19 protein-coding genes are annotated in these 22,589 nt (G+C 70.3%); 12 read left to right on the plus strand and 7 right to left on the minus strand.

Going from position 1 to position 22,589, the window contains the following annotated elements:
• Positions 1-253 precede the first annotated feature (253 nt).
• The 4 genes from HDC36_RS18730 (at position 254) to HDC36_RS18745 (ending at position 4,406) form a co-directional block, all read left to right on the plus strand.
• Complete coding sequence (locus HDC36_RS18730) at positions 254-2,380, plus strand: TonB-dependent receptor (RefSeq protein ID WP_179570290.1); 2,127 nt, start codon at positions 254-256, stop codon at positions 2,378-2,380.
• Between the two features lie 172 nt (positions 2,381-2,552).
• On the plus strand, positions 2,553-2,876 hold the full coding sequence (locus HDC36_RS18735; protein WP_179570292.1) for a hypothetical protein: 324 nt from the start codon (positions 2,553-2,555) through the stop codon (positions 2,874-2,876).
• Positions 2,877-3,153: 277 nt separating this feature from the next.
• Entirely contained in the window at positions 3,154-3,678 is a 525-nt protein-coding gene (locus HDC36_RS18740) for a hypothetical protein (RefSeq protein ID WP_179570294.1), read from the plus strand.
• Between the two features lie 338 nt (positions 3,679-4,016).
• On the plus strand, positions 4,017-4,406 hold the full coding sequence (locus tag HDC36_RS18745; protein ID WP_225210138.1) for a hypothetical protein: 390 nt from the start codon (positions 4,017-4,019) through the stop codon (positions 4,404-4,406).
• A gap of 270 nt (positions 4,407-4,676) precedes the next feature.
• Here the strand turns inward: HDC36_RS18745 and HDC36_RS18750 are convergent, their stop codons facing one another.
• Positions 4,677-6,617: a sigma-54-dependent Fis family transcriptional regulator gene (locus HDC36_RS18750; RefSeq protein WP_179570298.1), complete on the minus strand. Its 1,941-nt coding sequence runs from the start codon at positions 6,615-6,617 to the stop codon at positions 4,677-4,679.
• A gap of 245 nt (positions 6,618-6,862) precedes the next feature.
• Between HDC36_RS18750 and adh the strand changes: the two genes are divergently transcribed.
• From adh to HDC36_RS18765, 3 genes are all read left to right on the plus strand, one after another.
• Positions 6,863-8,392, plus strand: coding sequence for an aldehyde dehydrogenase (adh, locus tag HDC36_RS18755; protein WP_179570300.1), 1,530 nt, complete (start codon positions 6,863-6,865; stop codon positions 8,390-8,392).
• Between the two features lie 267 nt (positions 8,393-8,659).
• On the plus strand, positions 8,660-9,688 hold the full coding sequence (gene adhP / locus HDC36_RS18760; RefSeq protein WP_179570302.1) for an alcohol dehydrogenase AdhP: 1,029 nt from the start codon (positions 8,660-8,662) through the stop codon (positions 9,686-9,688).
• On the plus strand, positions 9,688-10,083 hold the full coding sequence (locus HDC36_RS18765; RefSeq protein WP_179570304.1) for a DUF779 domain-containing protein: 396 nt from the start codon (positions 9,688-9,690) through the stop codon (positions 10,081-10,083). The genes adhP and HDC36_RS18765 overlap by 1 nt, the downstream gene beginning before the upstream one ends.
• A gap of 147 nt (positions 10,084-10,230) precedes the next feature.
• Here the strand turns inward: HDC36_RS18765 and HDC36_RS18770 are convergent, their stop codons facing one another.
• Positions 10,231-10,524, minus strand: coding sequence for a hypothetical protein (locus HDC36_RS18770; protein WP_179570306.1), 294 nt, complete (start codon positions 10,522-10,524; stop codon positions 10,231-10,233).
• 166 nt (positions 10,525-10,690) lie between these two features.
• Here HDC36_RS18770 and HDC36_RS18775 point away from each other — a divergent pair, with 166 nt between their 5' ends.
• Genes HDC36_RS18775 through ligD form a run of 3 tightly spaced genes read left to right on the plus strand, consistent with a single transcriptional unit; the run spans position 10,691 to position 14,817 of the window.
• Entirely contained in the window at positions 10,691-11,086 is a 396-nt protein-coding gene (locus HDC36_RS18775) for a hypothetical protein (RefSeq protein WP_179570308.1), read from the plus strand.
• Positions 11,086-12,063 (plus strand): Ku protein, encoded by a 978-nt coding sequence (locus HDC36_RS18780; protein ID WP_179570310.1) that lies wholly within the window; start codon positions 11,086-11,088, stop codon positions 12,061-12,063. Before HDC36_RS18775 ends, HDC36_RS18780 begins: the two co-directional genes overlap by 1 nt.
• A 6-nt stretch (positions 12,064-12,069) precedes the next feature.
• Positions 12,070-14,817, plus strand: a complete 2,748-nt coding sequence (ligD, locus tag HDC36_RS18785) for a DNA ligase D (protein WP_179570312.1) — start codon at positions 12,070-12,072, stop codon at positions 14,815-14,817.
• A 765-nt stretch (positions 14,818-15,582) separates the two neighbouring features.
• Here the strand turns inward: ligD and dld are convergent.
• The 5 genes from dld to HDC36_RS18810 form a co-directional block, all read right to left on the minus strand.
• Positions 15,583-17,325 (minus strand): D-lactate dehydrogenase, encoded by a 1,743-nt coding sequence (gene dld / locus HDC36_RS18790; protein WP_179570314.1) that lies wholly within the window; start codon positions 17,323-17,325, stop codon positions 15,583-15,585.
• A gap of 5 nt (positions 17,326-17,330) precedes the next feature.
• On the minus strand, positions 17,331-18,491 hold the full coding sequence (gene lldD / locus HDC36_RS18795) for an FMN-dependent L-lactate dehydrogenase LldD (RefSeq protein WP_179570316.1): 1,161 nt from the start codon (positions 18,489-18,491) through the stop codon (positions 17,331-17,333).
• Positions 18,488-19,360, minus strand: coding sequence for a transcriptional regulator LldR (lldR, locus tag HDC36_RS18800; protein WP_179570318.1), 873 nt, complete (start codon positions 19,358-19,360; stop codon positions 18,488-18,490). Before lldR ends, lldD begins: the two co-directional genes overlap by 4 nt.
• A gap of 102 nt (positions 19,361-19,462) precedes the next feature.
• Positions 19,463-19,918, minus strand: a complete 456-nt coding sequence (locus HDC36_RS18805) for a DUF2214 family protein (RefSeq protein ID WP_179570320.1) — start codon at positions 19,916-19,918, stop codon at positions 19,463-19,465.
• A 10-nt stretch (positions 19,919-19,928) separates the two neighbouring features.
• Positions 19,929-20,510, minus strand: a complete 582-nt coding sequence (locus HDC36_RS18810) for a PEMT/PEM2 methyltransferase family protein (protein WP_179570560.1) — start codon at positions 20,508-20,510, stop codon at positions 19,929-19,931.
• 209 nt (positions 20,511-20,719) lie between these two features.
• Here HDC36_RS18810 and HDC36_RS18815 point away from each other — a divergent pair, with 209 nt between their 5' ends.
• Positions 20,720-21,820 (plus strand): sensor histidine kinase, encoded by a 1,101-nt coding sequence (locus HDC36_RS18815; protein WP_179570322.1) that lies wholly within the window; start codon positions 20,720-20,722, stop codon positions 21,818-21,820.
• Positions 21,817-22,449, plus strand: coding sequence for a response regulator transcription factor (locus tag HDC36_RS18820; RefSeq protein ID WP_179570323.1), 633 nt, complete (start codon positions 21,817-21,819; stop codon positions 22,447-22,449). The genes HDC36_RS18815 and HDC36_RS18820 overlap by 4 nt, the downstream gene beginning before the upstream one ends.
• Positions 22,450-22,589 lie beyond the last annotated feature (140 nt).

Here is a 22,589-nt window from a genome sequence, read left to right on the forward strand (position 1 = left end):
GGTCCTTGCGTGGCGGGGCTTTGCGCTAGGGCGCGTCCTCAATCCCCAAGCAGATCGCGCCACTCGTGTGCGTGCACGAGGCAAGCACTAAAAGGCGTGGAGGATGGTTCCACCCGGGCAATGACGTAGCGCCAAGGACGCACACGCGCGGCCCTGCGGGTTGGGCCTGACAGACCCAACGCGGCCTACTTGGGAATCGATGACACGCCCTGGGCGGCGTGCGGCCGGGCGGCGCTTGGGCGATGATGCACGCATGCCCAATCGCCATCCCCTTGCCCTGCTCTGCGGCCTCTGCGCCGCGGGGCTGTCGCCCGTCGTCTGCGCCGCCGCGGCCGATGCCGATCCCGCCACCCTGCCGGTCGTGCAGGTGCAGGCCGCACGGGTCAGCGGGGTGGACGATTTCGACCTGCCGGCCTCGCTGACCGCGATCACCGTCGGCGACAGCAACCGTACCGGCGTGCAGGTCGCCGAGGCCTTGGCCGGCGTGCCCGGGCTGCTGGCCCGCGACCGCCAGAACTATGCGCAGGACACGCAGCTGTCGATCCGCGGCTTCGGCGCGCGTTCGGCGTTCGGTGTGCGCGGCGTGCGCCTGCTGCTGGACGGCATCCCGGCGACGATGCCGGACGGCCAGGGCCAGCTGTCGCACTTCAACATGCTGGGCGCCGAGCGCATCGAAGTGCTGCGCGGCCCGTTCTCGGCGCTGTACGGCAACTCCTCCGGTGGTGTGGTGCAACTGTGGAGCGCCGACGGCGCGCCCGACGACCCGTGGCGGCTGCGCAGTACCGTCGGCAGCAACGGCACGTATAGCGCCGGCGCGCAGCTGCAGGGCCAGCAAGGCGACGTGCACTACAACGTGGCCGCCACCCACTTCCGCACCGACGGCTACCGCGACCACAGCCAGGCGCGGCGCGAATCGGTCAACGCCAAGTTCGGCTTCGACCTGGCCCCCGGCCGGCGCCTGGACCTGGTGCTGAACTACCTGGACGCGCCGTGGGCGCAGGATCCGCTGGGCCTGACCCGCGCCCAGTTCCATGCCGATCCGCAGCAGGCCACCGCCGTGGCGACCCAGTTCGATACGCGCAAGTCCACCCGCCAGGCGCAGGCCGGGGCGATCTTCACCCAGCAGGTGGACCAGCAGACCTGGCGGCTGATGGGCTACGCCGGGCGCCGCGACGTGCAGCAGTACCTGGCGGTGCCGGTGGCGGTGCAGGCCAATCCGCTGCATGCCGGCGGGCTGATCGACCTGGACGGCGACTACGGCGGCGTGGACGCGCGCTGGGCCTGGCAGGGCGAACTCGGCGGGCGACCGTTCCAGCTCACCGTCGGCGCCAATGCCGACCGCCAGAAGCAGCACCGCACCGGCTACGAGAATTTCGTCGGCAGCACGCTGGGGGTGAAGGGCCGGCTGCGCCGCGACCAGGAGGACCAGGTGCAGAACGTGGACCAGTTCGCCCAGGCCTGGTGGCAGTTCAGCGAGCGCTGGTCGCTGCTGGCCGGGCTGCGCCACAGCCAGGTGCGGTTCCGGTCCGACGACGCCTACATCGTTGGCCGCAATCCGGACGACAGCGGCAGCACCGATTATTCGGCGACCACGCCGGTGGCCGGGGTGGTGTTCCGCGCCACTGACGACCTGCGCTTCTACGCCTCGGCCGGCCGCGGCTTCGAGACGCCGACCTTCAACGAGCTGGGCTATCGCAACGACGGCGGCGCCGGCCTGGCGCTGGACCTGTCCGCGGCCAGGAGCGAGAACCTGGAACTGGGCGCGAAATGGCGCGACCAGGCCGGCGCGGCCTGGGAAGCGGCGCTGTTCCGCGCCAATACCGACGACGAACTGGCGGTGGCCAGCAACACCAACGGCCGCAGCACCTACCGCAACATCGGCCGCACCCGCCGCCAGGGCGCCGAGGCCAGCTACCTGCTGCCGCTGGGCGACACCGCGCAGCTGCAGCTGTCCTACACCTGGCTGCAGGCGACCGTGCGCCAGGCCTACCTGACCTGCGCCAGCAGCGGCTGCGCCACGCCCACCGCGCGGGTCGCGGCCGGTTCGCGCCTGCCCGGGGTGCCGCGCCAGCAGTTCTTCGCGCGCTGGCAGTGGCAGCCGCGCGCCTGGCAGTTCGCGGTCGAAGCCGTGGCCGCCGGCGACACCGTGGCCAACGACCTGGCCACCGAGACCGCCCCCGGCTACGCGCTGCTGAACCTGGAGGCCTCGCGCCGCTGGAGCACCGCGCATGGCGCGCTGCGCACCTTCGCGCGCATCGACAACGTGCTCGACCACGCCTACATCGGCTCGGTCATCGTCAACGACAGCAATGGCCGCTACTACGAGCCGGGACCGGATCGCGGCTACACGGTCGGGCTGCATTGGGATTTCGCGCATTGAGGCGGCTTTCGAAGTAACGCCCTCCCTTCGGCACCATGATCCTGTTTCGGAAGGTGCCCGGCAGGGACGGGCGAAGCCCATGCAACCGAACGTCGCAAACGTTCGGCGCGTACCTGTCCCCTGCCCTCACGGCCACCCCCGCCACGCTTTGGAGACGCTGATGAAAGCTGCATTGCTGCTGGCGTTCGCCGTCCTCGCACCGGCCACCGCGCTGGCCGCTTCCGTCACCGGCACACTGGTCGGCGGAGGCGGTGTCGACGACATGACCATCGTCGTGCGCGCGGCCGATGGCCGGGAAGTCGAAGCGTATTGCGCGACCCGCTGCGGCGACTGGTTCGTCGCCGAGCCGGAGAGCGACGTGTTCGCGCTCAACAAGGCATTCAAGGGCAAGCGGGTCGCGCTGGACTACGCGACCGAAGCCAACGGCGACCGGATCGCCGGCCCGGGTCCGGACGACCGGCTGCTGTTCGTGAAAAGCGTGCGCATCGTTCCGTGAGGCCGCGTTCGCACGACGCGGCTCCTCGCGGACGTCGGTGGCGCGAAGTGCAGCCGTGGTGCGTCTGCGCGTAAGCGCAAGCCATGCCGCACGCAGCGCATGACATATGCGCTTTTCACAAACGGCCGCTAGCGACGCTTAGGTGGGAGCACCGATCGAACGGCGGTCCGACCTGCGCACCGAGGCATGCGTCAGCTCGCGTGCCACTCCGCATGCCGCGCGACAGGTGCCGCCGCATGGATGGTCCGTGCAGGCGCCGACCTCGCGAGACGTTGCCGTGGAAGAAAAACTCGATCGCTTGCTGGCCGACATCGCGCACCTCAAGCAGAAGCTGGAGGCGGACAAGACCGTGGCCGAGCGCATTTTCTGGGTCATGGAGAAGACGCTGGCGCCGCTGGCGATCGCGGTGCTGGCGTTCTACGGCAACACGGCCGCCGACAAGATCTCCGCTGGCCAGCTGGCGCTGGCCAGGCTCGGCGTGCAGGACAAGCAGAACGAATTCGCACGCACGCTGCAGAGCAAGTACGTCGAACTGTTCTATGCCGACATCACCTCGGGCGATCCCGAGCGGCAGGGCAATGCGCTGGGCCTGCTGCGGCTGATGGATCCGGGCCTGGCACTGCAGCTGGCCACGTTCGTGGCGGCCAACCCCGCCGCGTCGCCGTCGATCAAGACCCAGGCCGAGGCCACCCGGCAGCAGATCCAGCGCGACAACGGGAACGGGACACCGGCAGCGAACGCGCCAATGCTGCCCTCGCCGGCCGCCGCGTCGCCGTCGCTCCCGCCTGCGCGGCCGCGTTGATGCACGAGGGTGCATTGCGCCCGTGCATCCGATGCGGAGCGATGGCCATCGTGCGCGAGCGCCGCGATCGAATCGGAATGCCGTGGCCGCCGCCAGCGAATCGCGTCAGACAGGTGCCACGATCCGATGCGCGAGCCGGGAGACACGACGCAGGCGCGATAGGCGAAGTGCCGTGACGAAAATCAGAAAATCCCCCTCGTTCCGTCTACAAAACACGGTTGAGGTGTCTACCGGCCACGGCTGGTTCGCTGGCGGCTGCGGCGCTGGCGGGATTAGTTTAAAGCCGCGTTTCGAAGGACCCATCCGCACCTCAATCGATGCATCGCCGGAGAGAGCACATGGCAGAGAAAGCCGACAAGGCCGTCCTGGCCGAGGGCGTCAGCGCGACGCTCTATCAGGGCACGTTCGTCGTCAACAACGGCACCGGGCAGACCATCACCAACGTCAGCGTCAAACACACCTGCGGAAATTTCGTCAACACATCGGTTGCCGTGTCGCTGGCGCCGGGCGAGTCGGCCCCGCCGGTGAAACTGGAAGCGCAGACCGGTTCCAACGACTACTGGAGCCTGTCGTTCCAGATGGGCAACGTCTCGCGCAGCCGCAGCAGCAAGCAATGCAATTACGAGACCGAAGATGCGCCGAACACCTGCGTCATCGCCTTGTACGACGACAGCTTCAGCGTGATCACGCCGAAGAGCTCGCCGTGCCTCAACAACGCCTACGACTGAGCGCAGCCGGCAGCGCGTCGCCCTCTCAGGCGACGCGCTGCCGATGCCGCGTTGCGTCCGGCAAGCGCGGACGTCGGCACGTCGCTGGCACGGCGTGGCGCATGCGACGCGCAGGAGATCTTCATGTAGGAGCGACGTCAGTCGCGACAGGCTCTACCGGGAATCCCCGTCGCCACGGAAGTCGCTTCTACACGGGGCATTTCTACGCATCGGAATGCGCCAGTGCCGCAGCGATGCAGGGACAACGGCAGTGCCTGCACACGCGATCGCTCAACCCGCGCCGAGTCCGAGCCGGCGGTACAGCGTGCTGCGGCTGACGCCGAGCTGGCGCGCGGCGCGGGCGACGTTGCCGCCGCACGCATCCAGGGCCTGGCGCATCGCCGCCAGGGCCAGGCTGTCCAGGTCGGTCCGGGGAAGTGGCGCGTCCGCGCGTACCGCGTGCGAGTCGCCGGGCGATCCGCCCTGCCCTGGCACCGCATCGCCGCCGGCCGCGCGCATGCCGCGCGCCGCGCCGGGCAGGTAGGCCGGCAACGCGTCGACGTCCACCACGGCACCGGCGTCGCTCAGTGCCACCAAGGTCCGCAGGCAGGCCACCAGCTGGCGCAGGTTGCCGGGCCACGGATAGGCGCTCAGCGTGGCCAGTGCTGCATCGGTCAGGCGCCGGCCCTGCCCCACCCGCGCCCACAGTTCCTGCACCAAGCCGCGCCGATCCGGATGCACGCTCAGCGCTGGAATCTGCACGCTGTGATGGGCGATGCGGTAGTACAGGTCGGGGCGGAAACGCCGCTCGGCCATCGCCTCGTCCAGGTCGCGGTGGGTAGCGCAGATCAGCGCGAAATCCAGCTTCACCGGCTTGCCGCCGCCCAGCGGCAGCAGTTCGCGTTCCTGCAGCACGCGCAGCAGGCGCGGCTGCAGCGCCGGCGGCATGTCGCCGATCTCGTCCAGGAACAGCACGCCGCCGTCGGCCTGGCGCAGCAGGCCGGGACTGCCGTGCTTGCGCGCGCCGGTGAAGGCGCCGTCCTCGTAGCCGAACAGTTCGGCTTCGATCAGGCCTTCCGGCAGCGCCGCGCAATTGACTGCGACGAACGGCTTGCCGGCGCGCGCGCTGCGCCGATGCAGTTCGCGCGCGAACACTTCCTTGCCGGTGCCGGTCTCGCCCTGCACCAGCACCGGCAACTGCGCATCGAGCACGCGCCGCGCGCGTTCCAGCGCCAGTTCCTGCGCGGCATCGAACAGCGGCGCATCGGCGCCGTGCTGCGCGCGCGTGGCCGCGGACACGGTGATCGGCGGCTGCTGCGAACGCCGCCGCGGCCGCGCGTCGCCGATGCTGTCGACGCGCCCGTGCAGGGCGCGGCCCTGCAGGTCGAACACGCTGCCCTGCTGGCGCAGCCGCGACAGCGGCTCTTCGAACAAGGTCGCGTAGGGCGCGCGGCCCAGGTCGTGCCGCTCCAGCCCGAACAGGCGCAAGCCGGCCTGGTTGGCCGCGACCAGCTTGCCGTTGCGGAACGCGAGCAGGCCTTCGCGCGCCGTGCCGAGCAGCGCCGCATCGTGGTGCACGCGCAGCAGTTCGCAATCGGCGATGCCGTCGTCGAAATAGCGGTGTTCGATGCTGGCCACCGCCATCCGCGCCAGTCCCAGCGCGTGCATGTGCTGCACGCTGGCGTCGCCGGAAATGTCCAGCACGCCGGCCAGCTGGCCGTAGGGGTCGAAGATCGGCACCGCGGCGCAGCTGAGGATCTGGTGGGGCGCGAAGTAATGCTCGCCGCCGCGCACTTCCACCGAGCGGCTCTCGACGATGGCGGTGCCGATCGCGTTGGTGCCGACCTGGGTCTCGCTCCAGCACGCGCCCGGCATCAGCGCCACGCGCCCGGCCTTGTCGAGGAAGCCCGGGCTGCCTTCGGCGTCGAGGATCCAGCCGGCCTCGTCGGTCAGCAGCACGATGCTGCCGGTGGCGGCGGCATCGCCGGCCAGGCCTTCCAGTTCGGCGCGGGCCAGCCGCCACAGGCGCTCGTGCGCCTCGCGCAATTCGCGCAGGCGCGGCGCGCTGACCGGCTCGATCGGCGGCGTGCCCTGCGCGGGCAGGCCCAGACGCTGGCAGCGCTGCCACGACTGCAGGATGGTGTCGGGCACATGGCCGACCGGGGCGCCGCCGCGCTCGAAGAAGATCCGGCGGGCGTGGCCGAGCTGGTGCTGCGATTGCTGTTGCGCCATGACGGCTCCGCTGTCGCAAATTGCGACAGGTGTTGGGACAGGTGTTCCGATAAACACCACATCCGCCGCCGCCGCGCAATCGGCACGCGTGACGCGCTGCAACAGGAATGGCGCCGCCGTGTCGATTGGCCGCGGCGCGCGGCCATGACGCGGCGCAACAGCGAAAACCTGGCATCGCTCTTGCGGTTACCGCCTACCTGGATGGGCCTGTGCCCATTCCTTTCCCACCGCCGCAGGAGACCCCGATGAACGCCGTCACCACCGCCAAGCCGCATGCCACCGATCCGCAATCCATTTTCAAGTCGCGCTACGGCAATTTCATCGGCGGACAATGGGTGGAACCCAAGAGCGGCCGCTACTTCGACAACAGCACCCCGATCACCGGCAAGGTGTTCACCTCGGTGGCGCGCTCCGACGCGCAGGACATCGAGGCCGCGCTCGACGCCGCGCACGCGGCCAAGGACGCCTGGGGCAAGACCTCGGCCACCGAGCGCAGCAACGTGCTGTTGAAGATCGCCGATCGCATCGAGCAGAACCTCGAACTGCTGGCCTATGCCGAGACCTGGGACAACGGCAAGCCGTTGCGCGAGACGCTCAACGCCGACGTGCCGCTGTGCGCCGACCACTTCCGCTACTTCGCCGGCGCCATCCGCGCGCAGGAAGGCGGCATCTCCGAGATCGACAGCGACACCATCGCCTACCACTTCCACGAGCCGCTGGGCGTGGTCGGGCAGATCATCCCGTGGAACTTCCCGCTGCTGATGGCGTGCTGGAAGCTGGCGCCGGCGATCGCCGCCGGCAACTGCGTGGTGATGAAGCCGGCCGAGCAGACCCCGGCCTCGATCCTGGTGCTGATGGAGGTGATCGGCGACCTGCTGCCGCCGGGCGTGCTCAACGTGGTCAATGGCTTCGGTCTGGAAGCGGGCAAGCCGCTGGCCAGCAGCCCGCGCATCGCCAAGATCGCCTTCACCGGCGAGACCACCACCGGCCGGCTGATCATGCAGTACGCCAGCCAGAACCTGATCCCGGTGACGCTGGAACTGGGCGGCAAGTCGCCGAACATCTTCTTCGCCGACGTGATGGCCGAGGACGACGATTTCCTGGACAAGGCGATCGAAGGCTTCGTGCTGTTCGCGTTCAACCAGGGCGAGGTGTGCACCTGTCCGTCGCGCGCGCTGATCCAGGAATCGATCTACGACAAGTTCATGGAGAAGGCGCTCAAGCGCGTGGCCGCGATCAAGCAGGGCAATCCGCTGGATCCCAACACCATGGTCGGCGCGCAGGCCTCCAGCGAGCAGCTGGAGAAGATCCTGTCCTACATCGACATCGGCAGGCAGGAAGGCGCCGAGGTGCTGATCGGCGGCGAGCGCAACGCCCTCGACGGCGAGCTGGCCGGCGGCTTCTACGTCAAGCCGACGGTGTTCAAGGGCCACAACAAGATGCGCGTGTTCCAGGAAGAGATTTTCGGGCCGGTGGTATCGGTGACCACGTTCAAGGACGAGGCCGAGGCGCTGGCGATCGCCAACGACACCCTGTACGGATTGGGCGCCGGCGTGTGGAGCCGCGATGCGTCGCGGCTGTACCGCATGGGCCGTGCGATCCAGGCCGGGCGGGTGTGGACCAACTGCTACCACGCCTATCCGGCGCATGCCGCGTTCGGCGGCTACAAGCAGTCGGGCATCGGCCGCGAGAACCACAAGATGATGCTCGACCACTACCAGCAGACCAAGAACCTGCTGGTGAGCTACTCGCCGAAGGCGTTGGGGTTCTTCTGAGTCCGGCCGCGTCGCCGGGGCCGCCGCGCTCAGCGGTGGCCCCGCGCGTCGCCCGTGCTCACGCCGGACGTCGCGCTGCCGGCGCATGGTGACGCACGCCATTGCCATGTGTGCCTGCCTGTCGCCCTGGTCGCGGCGCGCGCGTGCGGCCCGACCTGCCGTGGTGCGCCATGGCGCCGCAGCGGACGCCGCTTCCTGATTTGGATCAAAGCGCGCCATCGCCGGATCAGCGATGGTGCTGTCACCCGTTCTCCCAAGGAGTGCTGCATGAACAAGACGATGAAAGCCGCCGTGGTGCGCGAATTCGGCAAGCCGCTGACGATCGAGGAAGTGGAGGTGCCGCGGCCGCAGGCCGGCGACATCCTGGTCAAGATCGAAGCCTGCGGCGTGTGCCATACCGACCTGCATGCGGCCGAGGGCGACTGGCCGGTGAAGCCGAACCCGCCGTTCATTCCCGGCCACGAGGGCGTGGGCCATGTGGTCGCGGTGGGCGCCGGCGTGGACCACGTCAAGGAAGGCGACCGGGTCGGCATTCCGTGGCTGTATTCGGCCTGCGGACATTGCGAGCATTGCCTGGGCGGCTGGGAGACGCTGTGCGAGGCGCAGCAGAATTCCGGCTACTCGGTCAACGGCGGTTTCGCCGAGTACGCGCTGGCCAACGCCGACTACGTCGGCCATCTGCCGAAGAACATCGGCTTCGTCGAGGTCGCGCCGATCCTGTGCGCCGGCGTCACCGTGTACAAGGGCCTGAAGGTCACCGACACCAAGCCCGGCAACTGGGTGGTGATCTCCGGCATCGGCGGGCTCGGCCACATGGCCGTGCAATACGCCAAGGCGATGGGCCTGAACGTGGCCGCGGTGGATGTGGACGACGCCAAGCTGGCGCTGGCCAGGCGCCTGGGCGCCACGGTGACGGTGAATGCGCTGACCACCGACCCGGTGGCCTACCTGAAGAAGGAGATCGGCGGCGCGCACGGCGCCCTGGTCACCGCGGTGTCGCCGAAGGCGTTCGAGCAGGCGATCGGCATGGTCCGCCGCGGCGGCACGGTGTCGCTGAACGGGCTGCCGCCGGGCCAGTTCCCGCTGGACATCTTCGGCATGGTGCTCAATGGCGTGACGGTGCGCGGCTCCATCGTCGGCACCCGCCTGGACCTGCAGGAATCGCTGGACTTCGCCGAGCAGGGCAAGGTCGCCGCGACCGTGGCCACCGCCACGCTGGAGAACATCAACGAGGTGTTCGCCCGCATGCGCGCCGGCCAGATCGAAGGCCGCATCGTGCTGGACATGGCGGCCTGATGGACGCCGCCACGCCCGCCTTCGGCGTGCCGCTGCAGGTGCTGGCGACGTTGCCGGCGCTGCAGCTGATCGACACGCTGCGCGCGCGGCATGGGCCGTTGCTGTTCCACCAGTCCGGCGGCTGTTGCGACGGGTCCTCGCCGATGTGCTATCCGCAGGACGATTTCATCGTCGGCGACCGCGACGTGCAACTGGGCGAGATCGGCGGCGCGCCGTTCTACATCAGTGCCTCACAGTTCGAATACTGGAAGCACACCCAGCTGATCATCGACGTGGTGCCCGGACGCGGCGGCATGTTCTCGCTGGAGAACGGCGAGGGCGTGCGCTTCCTGGTGCGCTCGCGGCTGTTCGGCGACGCGGAGTACGCGGCGTTGCAGGCGGCGGGGAAGGTGTGAGGAGCGGGGATTGGGGATTGGGGATTCGTTGACGGCGGGAGCTGCCGAAGGACTGTAGGAGCGGCTTCAGCCGCGACAGGATCTGTCGATTCATGCAGCCTGTCGCGGCTGAAGCCGCTCCTACAGGGGGGGCGATGGCCTACAGGCCTAAGGCGCCTTGGACGGCACGAACGGCGACACCGGATCGCTGGCCGGGAAAGTCTCTTCCAGCGCCTCGTCCTGGTTGGCGTCGCTATGGTGCTTGCGCGCGTGTTCCTCGCTGGCGTTATCCGTGCCGGCGTCGGGCGCATGGCGGTCCGCGCCGGTGCGCGGCTCGTGTTCGACGATGGTCTGCGGGCGGTCGCCGGCGCCGCGATCCTCGCGGTCCTGGCCGTCGCGCTTGCCGCGTTGTTCGCCGGGGACGGGGTCGCTGCGACGCAGCGGGTCGGTGGGTGTGGACATGGCCGATTCCTCCTGTGGGGTAGGGCAACGCTGCGCCCAGTGCAGTGCGTTCCCGGTGAAACCCCTGCGAATCGCACCGCGTCCACATGATTGTCACGAACGCCTAACGGCGCCGGCGCTACTGCTGCCCCTCCCCATGCCGCCGATGCCGCCCGGAGCTTCCGCCATGCGCCCCAGCGCCCGCCCCGAACCGCCGTTGTTCAATGCCCACCTGGATCCGTTGCCGGCCGCGCCGCCGCACGGCGCCGACGCGGCAGGTCCGCGTCCGCACGACGCAGCGGACTACCGCCACTACAGCCTGGCCGACTATCGCCAGCGCCGCGACCGTGACGGCACCCCGTGGCGCGACCTGTGCCCGGCCTATGCCTTCGCGCTGCGCACCCACGCCGGCGGCTGGCCGCGCGCGCCGATGGCCGACACCGACAGTGACCTGGCCGCGCACTGGGAGCAGGTCCGCGGCGAATCGCAGCTGGACTGGCGCCAGGCGCGGCCGGTGATCGAGGATGCGTGGCAGGCGCTGGATCATCTGCCGGCGCCGGCGCTGCGCATGGAGGCGCACTGATGGCGCGCCCGATCTGGACCGGCACCCTGTCCTTCGGCCTGCTCAACGTGCCGGTCGCGCTGATGTCCGGCGAACGCCGCGTCGACCTGCACTTCCGCATGCTCGATGCGCGCGACAAGCGCCCGATCCGCTTCGAGCGGGTCAATGCCGACACCGGCGAAGAGGTGCCGTGGAAGGACATCGTCAAGGCCTTCGAGTACAGCAAGGGCAACTACGTGGTGGTCGAGCAGAAGGACATCGCCTCGGCCGCGCCGGAAAGCCACGAGACGGTGGAGGTCGAAGCCTTCGTCGACGCCGCCGACATCGACCTGCGCTACTTCGAGAAGCCCTACGTGCTGGTGCCGGGCAAGAAGGCGGAGAAGGGCTACGTGCTGCTGCGCGAGACGCTGCGCGCCACCGGCAAGGTCGGCATCGCGCGGGTGGTGATCCGCACCCGCGAATACCTGTCGGCGGTGCTGCCGCAGGAAGACGCGCTGGTGTTGATCCTGCTGCGCTATCCGCAGGAACTGGTCGACCTGGAGGACTACACCCTGCCCAGCGGCAAGGCCGCCGACTACCGGATCAGCGCCAAGGAAACCGAGATGGCCACGCAGCTGATCGGCTCGATGTCGGGGAAGTGGGACCCGGGGTCCTATCACGACGAATTCCGCGAGCGCCTGCAGGCGGTGATCCAGAAACGGATCAAGGCGCAGGAGGGCACCGCGCAGGTGGAGGACGACGCCGACGCGCCGCAGCGCGAGGATGCCGCCACCAACGTGGTCGATTTCATGTCGCTGCTGCAGAAGAGTCTGGACGCCAAGCGCCGCACCCCGGCGAAGAAGGCGGAGGCGTCCGTGCCGGTGCGCAAGACCGCGAAAACGCCGGCCAAGAAAGCGGCGAAGAAGGCGCCCAAGCCTGGCGTGAAATCGGCAAGCAAGGCCAAGCCGGCGAAGAAGGCCGCCGCACGCAAGGCGCCGGCGCGGCGCAAGGCGGGGTAGGGCGCGATGACGCTGCGCGAGTACGCCCGCAAACGCCGCTTCGGCGCGACGCCGGAACCGGCCGACGACAGCGTCGCGACGCCGTCGCGGCGGCCGATCTTCGTCGTGCAGCTGCACCACGCCAGCTCGCGCCACTACGATTTCCGCCTGGAAGCCGATGGCGTGCTGAAGAGTTGGGCGGTGCCGAAGGGCCCGTCATTGCGGGTCGGCGAAAAGCGGCTGGCGGTGCAGGTGGAAGACCATCCGCTGTCCTATGCCGGTTTCGCCGGCGATATTCCCGAGGGCCATTACGGTGCCGGCCATGTCGATGTGTTCGACCACGGCACCTGGTCGTGCGACGGCGAGCCGCTGGCTGCGATCGCCGCCGGCAAGCTGGATTTCGTGCTGCACGGCGAGCGCCTCAACGGCAACTGGAAACTGGTACGCACCGCGTTGCGCGGCAAGCAGCCGCAGTGGCTGCTGATCAAGCGCGACGACGCGTTCGCCGCCGATCGCGATGCCGACGACCTGCTGCAGGATTCGCCTGCGGCGTCTGCGACGCGTGCCGCCAAGGCGACCAAAGTCACCAAGGTCACTAAAGTCAGCAAGGCCGGCGCGGCCAGCAAGGCAAAACCCGCGCGCGGCCAAGCATCGGCCGCGACACCCGCAGCGCGACCGCGGCGCAGCGACACGGCCTGGCGCAAGCGCGCGCTGGCGCTGGAGGGCGCGCACGAGCGTCCGTGTCCGCCAGGCGAGCGCGCACAGCTGACCACCCTGCGCGAGCGCGCGCCCGACGGCGCGCAGTGGCTGCACGAAATCAAGTGGGACGGCTATCGCCTGCTTGCCGATCTCGACGCCGGCCAGGCGACGCTGCGCTCGCGCAACGACCAGGCCTGGACCGAGACCTTCCCCGAGGTCGCCCACGCGGTGCAGGCCTTGCCGGTCGGCGAAGCGCGGCTGGACGGCGAGCTGGTGGTGCTCGATGCCGACGGCCGCAGCGATTTCTCCGCGCTGCAACGGGTCATCGAGGGCAGCTCCAAGCAGCCGCTGCGCTACCTGGTGTTCGACCTGCTCGGCGTGGCCGGCGTGGACCTGCGCGACGTGCCGCTGCTGCAGCGCAAGGAACTGTTGCGCGCGCTGCTGGGCGATGCGCCCGGGGTGCTGGCGTATAGCGATCACGTGCTCGGCCATGGCCCGGAGGTGTTCGCCGCGGCGGCCGCGAAGTGCTACGAAGGCGTGGTCAGCAAGCGCGTGGACGCGCGCCATCACGGCGGCCGCGGCGGCGACTGGGTCAAGACCAAGCACGAGAACAGCGACGATTTCGTCATCGTCGGCTATACCGATCCCAAGGGCGCGCGCAACGGCTTCGGCTCGCTGCTGCTGGCGCAGCGCAGCGATGGCGGGTTGCGCTATGTCGGCCGTGTCGGTACCGGCTTCGACGAGGCTGGCCTGAAGCGGCTGCTTGCGCAGCTGCAGGCGTTGCACAGCGCGCAGGAGGTGGTGGATCTTCCTGCGCATGCGCCGTTCCCGCGGCGCAGCGTGCACTGGGTGCGGCCGCAGCTGGTGGCCGAAGTCGCCTTCCGTGGCTGGGCCAAGGAAGGCCTGTTGCGCCAGGCCGCATTCAAGCGCCTGCGCGAGGACAAGCCGCTGCAGGATCTCGGCAGCGATCGTGCGCCACCACCGCCACAGGCGGCAGGCCACGGCAGTCATGCCGTGGCGGCGCGCGCTGCGGCATCGGCAAAGAAGACCGCGCCGGCCGCGCGCGAATCGGCCAAGCCGGCGAAACGCGGCGCGTCGGCCGGCGATGGCGGGAAAAACGGCGCCGCCAAGCGCAAACCGGCGGCCGCCAAGTCCGCGCCGCGCGCAAGCACCGCAGCGCAGAAAGCCGCTTCCTCCGCCAGCGCCGATGCCGCGGCCGCGGCGGTTGTCATCACCCATCCCGAGCGCGTGGTGTATCCGGGCGCCGGCATCAGCAAGGGCGAGGTCGCCGACTACTACCGCGCCATCGCGCCATGGTTGCTGCAGGAAGTCGCCGGGCGTCCGCTGTCGTTGCTGCGCTGCCCCGATGGCGCCGGCGGCGAATGCTTCTTCCAGAAGCACAACAACCGCGCGCTCGGCCAGCATGTGCATGCGATCGCGCTGAAGCAGAAGAGCGGCACCGAGGACTACCTGTACATCGACGATCTCGCCGGCCTGCTGGAACTGGTGCAGATGAACACCCTGGAGCTGCATCCCTGGGGGTCCACCGTGGACGATCCCGAGCACCCCGACCGGCTGGTGTTCGACCTGGATCCGGGCGAGGGCGTGAGCTGGGCGCAGATCAAGGCCGCCGCGCGCGAGATCCGCACCCGCCTGCGCGAGACCGGGTTGGAAAGCTTCGTGCGCCTGTCCGGCGGCAAGGGCCTGCACGTGGTGGTGCCGATCGTGCCCGGCGCGGACTGGGAGCAGGCGCGCGATTTCTGCGAAGCCTTCGCCCAGGCGCTGACCGCGTCCGCGCCCGACCGCTACGTGGCCACGATGAGCAAGGCCAAACGCACCGGGGTGATCTTCGTCGATTGGCTGCGCAACGGCCGCGGCAACACCAGCGTGTGCTCGTGGTCGCTGCGCGCGCGCGAGCACGCCACGGTGGCGGTGCCGCTGCGCTGGGAGGAGCTGGCGCGGATCGCCTCGCCGCAGGCGTTCCCGCTGGCCAAGGCGTTGCAACGCGCCGCGCGTTTGCGCGAGCATCCGTGGAAGGAGATGGACAAGCTGCGGCAGCGCTTGCCGGGGACGTGAAACGGCGATCGGGCGCATCGCCGTGCGGCTGCCTGCGGATGGCAACCCCGGCAGGAGCCACAACGGGTCACGTTGGTCACCGATCGTGAAACGTCGACACGGAGACGGCGGCGATGCCCGCTGCCGATGTCAGGTACGGTCGCTACCGATTGCGGCAGCTTCGTCTTCCCGGCTGCGGATGCCGTCGCGACTGAAGTCGCTCCTACAGGAAGCGCCGCTTGCTACGGACGGGTTGGTCCTCGCGTCTCCACTGTAGGAGCGACTTCAGTCGCGACGAACGGAGCCCCGATCCATCAGTTGGCACGAACCGTCACATGCCGACCGCGTCCACCGCGACATGCAATCTGCAGGTACAGCCTGTTCCGGGCTGCGGATGCCGTCGCGACTGAAGTCGCTCCTACAGGAAGCGCCGCTTGCTACGGACAGGTTGGCCCTCGCGTCTCCACTGTAGGAGCGACTTCAGTCGCGACGAGCGGAGCCCCGATCCATCAGTTGGCGCGAACCGTCACATGCCGACCGCGTCCACCGCGACACGCAATCTGCAAGTACAGCCTGTTCCGGGCTGCGGATGCCGTTGCGACTGAAGTTGCTCCTACAGGAAGCGCCGCTTGCTATGGACAGGTTGGTCCTCGCGTCTCCACTGTAGGAGCGACTTCAGTCGCGACGAACGGAGGCCGCATCTCAACGCTGGTGCAAGCCGCTCCATGCCGACACCGCAACCCCATCCGCGGCGAACTGCGCCAACGCCATGCATGACGCGCGCGCTCACCGCGCCTCCGCTTCCTCATGCCCGCCATCGCACGCCCGCCAATGCCTGCCCTTCGGCGTGTGCCCGATCCCGGGGTTGAAGCTGTTGGTCGGGTCCAGCGCGCGGTAGAACGCCGCCAGCGCCGGCTTGGCGCGGTATAGATGGCCGACGTTGTGCTCGGCCGGATATTCGGCCCCGCGCCGGTCCAGCAGCGCCCACATCGCATGCTCGATCGCCAGCGGATCGTGGCCCTTGCGCACCAGGTAGTCCTGGTGGAACACGTGGCAGAAGAAATGGCCGTAGTAGAGCTTGCCCAGCAGCGCATCCTCCAGTTCCGGCGGCAGCGTCTCCTGCCACTGGCGGTCGTTGCGGCGCAGCGCCACGTCCAGCGCCACGATGTCCTCGACCGCGTCGCGGTGCACCTGCCGATAGCGCACCGCCGCGCCGGCCACGGCGAAGCGGTGCAGGAACGCCTTGCGGCCCTCGTCGGCATCGCAGCGGAAATAGGCGCCGCGGTCGCTGCCGGCGAAGTGGCCGGCGAGGAAGGCGTCGGTCGCGGCGGCGTCCTGCGCGGACACGCGCAGCAGCAGGTGGTGCTCGAAGCGGTCGCGGTAGGCACGCAGGCGCGGCGGCAGGTGGTCGGGCAGCCGGTCGGTCAGCGCCTGCAATGCGCGATCGGCCAGCCCAGGCAGGCCCAGCGCCTCGCACCAGCCGTCCACGCGGCTCTTCAGCGCGAACGCCCTGGGCACCGCGCCGGTGCCGAAGCGGTCGATCAGCAGGAAGGTGTCCTTGCCGTAGCGCGCGCCGATGTCGAACGCGTCGCGGTGCAGGTATTCGCCGCTGATCGGCGGTTGCGCGAAGGCGGTGAGCAGGCCGCGGCGCAGCGCGGTCAGGTCGTCGGTGGCGTTGCTGCCGATGTAGAAGACCGTACTGTCCTCGCGCGGGAACGTGTCCAGCCGCACCGCGAACACGCACAGCCGCCCGGCCGAGCCGGAGGCCTCGTAGTGCCGCGCCGGGTCGGCGTTGAAGCGGGCCGGCGTGTCCGCGTCCACGTCGCGCACGTGCGCGGCGTAGTCCGGGTCGGAGGCGGCGAGGGCAGGGTCGTCGTGGATGTCGGCGGTGCCGTAGTCGCCCGCCTGCAGCCGGGCCAGGATCTGCTCGGGCGTGTCGCCCAGCGCGATGCCGAGATGGTTCACCAGGCGCAAATGGCCGTCGGCGCCGAGCTGCGCGAACAGCGCCAGCTGGGTATAGGCCGGGCCGCGCCGCACCAGCGCGCCGCCGGAGTTGTTGCACACCCCGCCCAGCACCGAGGCGCCGATGCACGAGGAGCCGATCACCGAATGCGGCTCGCGCTGCAGCGGCCGCAGCTGCCGTTCCAGTGCATCCAGGGTGGCGCCGGGCAGGCAGACGACCTGGCGGCCGTCGTGCAGCGGCTGCACGCCACGCAGGCGCAGCGTGCTGATCAGCACGATCTGCCGGTCGTAGCCGTCGCCGTCCGGGGTGGAGCCGCCGGTGAGGCCGGTGTTGGCGGCCTGCACGATGACGATGCGCCCGGCGGCGACCACCGCCTGCAGCACCCGCCACAGTTCCAGCAGCGTGCCCGGCCGCGCCACCGCCAGCACCCGGCCCTCGCCGAAGCGGTAGCCCTTGCGGAAGCGCCGCGTCGCGCGGTCGCCGACCAGCACGTGGCGGCGGCCCACCGCGTCGCGCAGCTGGCGCAGCAGGCCTGCTTCGGCCACCGGGACGCGCGTGTCCGACATCGGTGCTACGGCGACACGGTGCTTTCGCGGGTGACCCGCGCCAGCGAGTCGCGCGAAATCGCGCCGATGGACTTGGCCCCGGTCAGCGTCATCGCCACCCGCATCTCCTTTTCCACCAGCGACAACAGGTTTTCCACGCCGGCCTGGCCGGCCGCGGCCAGCGCATAGACGAAGGCGCGGCCCAGCAGCACCGCGTCGGCGCCGAGCGCGAGCATGCGCACCACGTCCAGCCCGCTGCGGATGCCGGAGTCGGCCAGGATCTTCAGCTCGCCCTTCACCGCGTCGGCGATCGCCGGCAGCGCGCGCGCGCTGGACAGCACGCCGTCGAGCTGGCGCCCGCCATGGTTGGAGACCACGATGCCGTCGGCGCCGAAGCGCACCGCGTCGCGCGCATCGTCGGGGTCGAGGATGCCCTTGATGACCATCGGCCCGGTCCAGAACTCGCGGATCCATTCCAGGTCCTTCCACGAAATCGACGGGTCGAAGTTCGCGCCGAGCCAGCCGATGTAGTCGGCCAGCCCGGTCGGGCTGCCGCGGTAGGCGGAGATGTTGCCCAGGTCGTGCGGCCGCCCCAGCAGGCCCACGTCCCAGGCCCAGCGCGGATGGGTTGCGGCCTGCAGCATGCGCCGCAGCGGCGCGTGCGGCCCGCTCATGCCCGAATGCGCATCGCGGTAGCGCGCACCGGGCGTGGGCATGTCCACGGTGAACACCAGCGTGGTCACGCCGGCGGCCTTGGCCCGCTCCAGCGCGTTGCGCATGAAGCCGCGGTCCTTGAGCACGTACAGCTGGAACCACATCGGCCGGTCGATCGCCGGCGCCACTTCCTCGATCGGGCACACCGACACCGTGGACAGGGTGAACGGCACGCCCTTGGCCGCCGCCGCGCGCGCGGCCTGCACCTCGCCGCGGCGCGCGTACATGCCGGTCAGCCCGACCGGGGCCAGCGCCAGCGGCAGCGCCAGGCGCTCGCCGAACAGCTCGGTCTCCAGGCTCAGCGCGGCCATGTCGCGCAGCACCCGCTGGCGCAGCGCGATATCGGCCAGGTCGGCGACGTTGCGCCGCAGCGTGTGCTCGGCGTAGGCGCCGCCGTCGATGTAGTGGAACAGGAACGGCGGCAGCCGCGCTTCGGCGGCGGCACGGTAGTCGGAAGCGGCGGAAATGATCATCGGCGCGGGTCGTCGGGAGAGGAGGGGAGGCGCGAGGCGCGCGCGCGGCGCGCGTCGTCTTCGTCGAGGCTGCGCAGCGAGGTGTGCACGAAGGCCAGGTGCGCGTGTGCGGCGTCGCGCGCCTGTTCCGGCTCGCCGGCCAGGATCGCGTCGCGCAGCGCGCGGTGCTGCGCCAGCAGCGGGGCGAAGGTGCGCGGCGACTGGAACAGCTTCTGCCGGCTCTGCGAGATATTGGTCTGCAGCAGGTCGAACAGCCCGCGCATCACCTGCAGCAGCACGCGGTTGTGCGCGGCCTCGGCGATGGCCAGGTGGAAGTCGGCATCGGCGCGCGCCTCGGCGGCCGCATCGCCCTGCGCATGCGCCTGCAGCATCGCCTCGAACGCAGCGGCGATGCGCGCGCGGTCGGCGTCGGTGGCGCGCAGCGCGGCATGCCAGGCGGTGGCGCCTTCCAGCGCGTGGCGGGTCTCCAGCACGTCGAAGCGGTATTCCGGATCGCCCTGCAGCAGCGGCAGGAACGGTTGCAGCGGCGCCACCACCCGCTCTTCGGGGGTGTGCGGGCGCTGCACGTAGGTGCCGCCGCCGGCGCGGGCGCGCAGCAGGCCCTGGCTGGCGAGCTGGGCGATGGCCTCGCGCAACGCGGTGCGCGACACGCCCAGTTCCAGCGCCAATGCGCGCTCGGCCGGCAGGCGTTGCTCGGGCTGCAGCCCGCGTTCTGCGATCAGCGCCCGCAGCTGCGCGGCAACGCGATCGCTGAGGCGGGGGCCGCCGGGAGCCGACGCCGCATCCGGCGGCGCCGCATCGCGCGAGCCGCGACCTGCCGCTGGCGGGGCCATCACGCCTGTCGTCGCGGGCGCTGATGGATTGGTCATACCAATAACTGCCGATGGCGTAACAGGACAGCCATTAGATCGCCGCGCATTCCGCAAAGTCAACTGCGGGAGGGACTTTTCCTCAAAATTTGGTCATACCAATCACAGCATGCCATAACGCGCCATCGTCGCGGCCAGCACGAACAGCAGCGCCAGCAGCGCCAGTTCGGCGCTGACGATGCGATGCAGCGCGGCCACCTGCACCGGCGGCGGCACGAACCCCGGCTGCAGGCGGGCCTGGCGGCGCCAGCGCAGCAGCCGCAGCGTGGGCAGCAGCGACAGCAGCCCGATCGCCGCGAACACGCCCAGCTTGGCCCAGAACCACGGGTTGTGCAGGTAGTAGTCCTGGCCCTTGAGTCCGTAGTGCACGCGCAGGCCGCCGACGACCAGGATCAGCAGTGCCGCCGCCCCGTACACGGCGTCCGCGCGCAGCAGCCGCGCCAGCCGCAGCGCGTGCGGCGGTTCGCGCAGCAGCGTCCACTCGACCACCAGCGCGGCGGTCAGCAGCAGGAACGCGAGGTGGTGGAGGACGGCGAGGATCAGGTCGAGCGCGCCCATCGGCCGTCCCTCACCAGACGAACGGCAGCAGCCGCCAGCTGTGCGCGGCGTAGTCGGGGTACTCGCGCGGGAACGCCTGGGTCAGCGCGGCTTCCTCCACGCGGATGCGGCGCAGGAACGCCCAGGTCACCGGCAGCACGATCACCAGCAGCGACAGCACGTTGCCCAGGCCGACCGCCAGTCCATAGAACGCCAGCAGCGCGCCGGTGTAGGAAGGGTGGCGCAGATAGCGGTACGGCCCATGGCGGATCAGCCGATGGTCGTCCTGGATGGTCACGTCCACCGTGAACCAGCGCGCCAGCACCCGGATCGCCCACAGCCGCAGCGCCAGGCCGCCGGCCAGCAGCGCGCAGCCCAGCCAGCGCGCCGGCTCCTGCAGCGCCGGCGCATAGCGCCACACGCCGACGAAGGCCAGCAGCACGCCCAGCGCCACCGCCGCGTACAGCACGCGCCACAGCAGCTGCAGCGTGCCCTGGTCGCGCGCGCCGCCATCGGCCGCGCGGCGGCGGTGGCTGAGCAGCATCTCGTAGACGCCCCAGCACACGCCCAGCACGGTGAACCACAGATCGGGATGTCGCAGGGTCAGGTGCATCGTCGTTTCCTCGTGGGGAGCAGTGTCGGTGTACGCCATCGCGCTGGACGCCTGGTGAACGGGCCGCCGCGTCATCCATGGCGTGCCGCCAGTGTGGCCGTGTCGGCGCGCGCGGACAGGGGCCGCTGGTCATCGATCCGACCTGCCGGAAGTCACTTTCTGCGCCGGCCCCATTGCCGGCGCCGCGCCGCGCGGTCAGCATCCGCGGCATGCACCGCTTCCTGCACGATCTGATCGAACCCAAGCGCCTGGCCGGGCTGGCCACCGTGGCCACCGTGCTGTGGTCGTTTCAGTTGCAGCCGCAAGCGCCGGCCGTCTTGCGTTGGCCGGTGGCCGGCCTGTTCGTGCTGCTGTTGCTTGGCTACCGATATCTGCCCGCCCCGCGTCTGCGCGATGCCGCGCTATGGCTGCAAGCCGCGGCGGCGCTGGCCCTGGTGTGGCTGGAACCGGGCGTCGGCACCGCGCCGGTGCTGCTGGTGGTGGTGGTGACGCAGGTGGCCTTGCTGTGGGAGCCGCGCCGGGTGCTGATGCTGGCGCTGCTGGTCAACCTGGGCACGTTCCTGTTGCTGTCCACGGCCGGTTTCAAGCGCGCGCTGCTGACCACCCTGATCTACGCCGGCTTCCACGCCTTCGCCACGCTGTCCGCGCACTACGCGCGCACCACCGAACTCGCCCGCGAAGCGCTGGCCCGGGTCAACGCCGACCTGCTGGCCACGCGCGCGCTGCTGGCCGACAGCGCCCGCGACGCCGAACGCCTGCGCCTGGCGCGCGAGCTGCATGACGTGGCCGGGCACAAACTGACCGCGATGCGGATCAACCTGCGCCTGCTGCTGGCCGATCCGGACCTGGCGCGGCGCGAGGAACTCGGCGTGGTCGAGCGCCTGTCCGGCGAGCTGCTGGCCGATATCCGCAACGTGGTGCAGTCGCTGCGCGACGACCGCGGCCTGGACCTGGAGACCGCGCTGCGCGCGCTGGCCGCGCCGTTCCCGCGGCCGCAATTGCGGCTGCAGATCGCACCGGACGTGCGCATCACCGATCCGCAGCTGGCCGAGACCCTGCTGCGGCTGGTGCAGGAAGCGCTGACCAACGCCGCCCGGCATGCCGATGCCGATGAGGTACAGATACGTCTGCATCATGAGGATGGGCAATTGCGCGTGGACATCGAGGACGACGGCCGCCGTGCCGAGCGTATCCAGGAAGGCAACGGCATCGCCGGCATGCGCGAGCGCCTGACCGCGTTGCGCGGCCGGCTCGAGCTGGGCCGCACGCCGCTGGGCGGCATGCAACTGACCGCGCGGCTGCCGCTGTGAGCGCCTTGCGCATCGCCCTGGCCGACGACCAGATCCTGGTGCGCGCCGGCCTGCGCGCATTGCTGCAGACCCAGGACATCGTCGTGGCCTGCGAGGCCGACGACGGCGAAGCGCTGCTGGCCGCGCTGGCGGCCACGCCGGTGGACGTGGTGCTCAGCGACATCCGCATGCCCGGGCTGGACGGCATCCAGGCGCTGCAACGGCTGCGCGCGCGCGGCGACGCCACCCCGGTGCTGCTGCTGACCACCTTCGACGACGCCGACCTGCTGCTGCGCGCCACCGACGCCGGCGCGCAGGGCTTCCTGCTCAAGGACGCCGCACCGGAGGACCTGCGCGATGCGATCGTGCGCGTGGCCGCGGGCGAGACCCTGCTGCAGCCGGTCAGCACCGACCCGGTCCGCGCGCGCTACCGCTACCGCGACGAGGACGCGCCGCGCGACACCTTCAACGAACGCGAAGTGGCGATCCTGCGCCTGCTCGCCGGCGGCTATTCCAACAAGGAGATCGCGCGCAGCCTGTTCCTGGCCGAAGGCACGGTGAAGAACTACGTCTCCACGATCCTGGACAAGCTCGGCACCCGCGACCGCACCCGCGCGGTGCTCAAGGCGATCACGCTGCGGATCATCTGAACCGGCGTCGCCGCCGTTCCTTCGCCGCAGTGCGTCCGAGCGCCCGCGGCGGCAATTGCATGCACTGCGGAAAGCACGACCACGGCAAGAGCGACGGCCGCCACAACAGGCGGCCGCCACTTCCCGCGGCCGCCGCCCGG

The organism is Xanthomonas sp. JAI131 (genome assembly GCF_013410075.1).
Classification (GTDB): domain Bacteria; phylum Pseudomonadota; class Gammaproteobacteria; order Xanthomonadales; family Xanthomonadaceae; genus Xanthomonas_A; species Xanthomonas_A bonasiae.

Bases quoted from the DNA above. Each gene is read 5' to 3' on its own strand.
- HDC36_RS18730 (WP_179570290.1), top strand. From the start codon at position 254: ATGCCCAATCGCCATCCCCTTGCCCTGCTCTGCGGCCTCTGCGCCGCG.
- HDC36_RS18745 (WP_225210138.1), top strand. From the start codon at position 4,017: ATGGCAGAGAAAGCCGACAAGGCCGTCCTGGCCGAGGGCGTCAGCGCG.
- HDC36_RS18750 (WP_179570298.1), bottom strand. From the start codon at position 6,617: ATGGCGCAACAGCAATCGCAGCACCAGCTCGGCCACGCCCGCCGGATC.
- adh (WP_179570300.1), top strand. From the start codon at position 6,863: ATGAACGCCGTCACCACCGCCAAGCCGCATGCCACCGATCCGCAATCC.
- adhP (WP_179570302.1), top strand. From the start codon at position 8,660: ATGAACAAGACGATGAAAGCCGCCGTGGTGCGCGAATTCGGCAAGCCG.
- HDC36_RS18765 (WP_179570304.1), top strand. From the start codon at position 9,688: ATGGACGCCGCCACGCCCGCCTTCGGCGTGCCGCTGCAGGTGCTGGCG.
- HDC36_RS18770 (WP_179570306.1), bottom strand. From the start codon at position 10,524: ATGTCCACACCCACCGACCCGCTGCGTCGCAGCGACCCCGTCCCCGGC.
- HDC36_RS18775 (WP_179570308.1), top strand. From the start codon at position 10,691: ATGCGCCCCAGCGCCCGCCCCGAACCGCCGTTGTTCAATGCCCACCTG.
- HDC36_RS18780 (WP_179570310.1), top strand. From the start codon at position 11,086: ATGGCGCGCCCGATCTGGACCGGCACCCTGTCCTTCGGCCTGCTCAAC.
- ligD (WP_179570312.1), top strand. From the start codon at position 12,070: ATGACGCTGCGCGAGTACGCCCGCAAACGCCGCTTCGGCGCGACGCCG.
- dld (WP_179570314.1), bottom strand. From the start codon at position 17,325: ATGTCGGACACGCGCGTCCCGGTGGCCGAAGCAGGCCTGCTGCGCCAG.
- lldD (WP_179570316.1), bottom strand. From the start codon at position 18,491: ATGATCATTTCCGCCGCTTCCGACTACCGTGCCGCCGCCGAAGCGCGG.
- lldR (WP_179570318.1), bottom strand. From the start codon at position 19,360: ATGACCAATCCATCAGCGCCCGCGACGACAGGCGTGATGGCCCCGCCA.
- HDC36_RS18805 (WP_179570320.1), bottom strand. From the start codon at position 19,918: ATGGGCGCGCTCGACCTGATCCTCGCCGTCCTCCACCACCTCGCGTTC.
- HDC36_RS18810 (WP_179570560.1), bottom strand. From the start codon at position 20,510: ATGCACCTGACCCTGCGACATCCCGATCTGTGGTTCACCGTGCTGGGC.
- HDC36_RS18815 (WP_179570322.1), top strand. From the start codon at position 20,720: ATGCACCGCTTCCTGCACGATCTGATCGAACCCAAGCGCCTGGCCGGG.